This is a genomic window from Shewanella surugensis, from assembly GCF_023284005.1.
GTDB classification, from domain to species: Bacteria; Pseudomonadota; Gammaproteobacteria; order Enterobacterales; family Shewanellaceae; genus Shewanella; species Shewanella surugensis.
The window spans coordinates 1-669 of record NZ_JAKIKS010000358.1; the positions used below are offsets into that span (position 1 = coordinate 1).

The window sequence follows — 669 nt, forward strand, 5'->3', positions numbered from 1 at the left end:
GGCACTTAAGAATAAGATAATTTATGTATACCGTTGATTATGGTCGTTGTTTTTTAGAAAACTTTAAATATTTTCCTGAAGCTGATAAAAATAAAATAACAGAGTTCATAGAACACTATGAAGATCATGGTCTTGTTGGTCTTCCTGGTCGAATTAAGAATTCTGATAATGTTGACCCTAATGACCCTGAATTTCTATCAAAAGTAAAATATGCGCAAGAGCATAAGCTATGGCATTATCACCTAGGAATACCTAATTATGATGAGTCTAACTCATTTGGTGACTGGACTTCAGAATATCTATTGCATTATCAAAGCGTATCATTGTATGAAATTAAGATTGTTGATTTTGATTATCACCCCCCATTTTCATTCCCTGAAAGTAATTACTTAACATAATATCCGAAGTGCGCCACGGTGAAAAAGGAGCTTGTAGATCTCAAGCGTTGTTGTACCGCTTCCCATGAAAAATACAGATACTAATTAGTAAAAAACTTCTATTTTTCAGGAAGTGAGCTTGAGTTTCCTTTGCTTATCTTGGGTAAATTGAAATGATAATGCCGCTACTGATCGACCCTTTTTAATGGTTTCGTATTCTACGGTTAAATCACTACTATTATTTAATTCATCGATAGAGGGCTTGATAACAGCTCTATTTAGGATTTTAAAT

Annotated in this window: 2 protein-coding genes; one reads left to right on the top strand and one right to left on the bottom strand. The window is 33.3% G+C overall.

The genetic code is table 11. From position 1 onward, the window contains the following. The first annotated feature begins 23 nt into the window (after positions 1–23). Positions 24–398, top strand: a complete 375-nt coding sequence (locus L2764_RS27515; protein WP_248943505.1) for a hypothetical protein — start codon at positions 24–26, stop codon at positions 396–398. Between the two features lie 105 nt (positions 399–503). Here the strand turns inward: L2764_RS27515 and L2764_RS27520 are convergent, their stop codons facing one another. Next, a complete protein-coding gene (locus L2764_RS27520) occupies positions 504–662 on the bottom strand; it encodes a replication initiation protein (protein ID WP_312018399.1) in 159 nt (52 codons plus the stop codon). Positions 663–669: the final 7 nt, after the last annotated feature.

Excerpts from the sequence above, each read along its gene's own strand:
- L2764_RS27515 (WP_248943505.1), top strand. The coding sequence starts at position 24 with ATGTATACCGTTGATTATGGTCGTTGTTTTTTAGAAAACTTTAAATAT.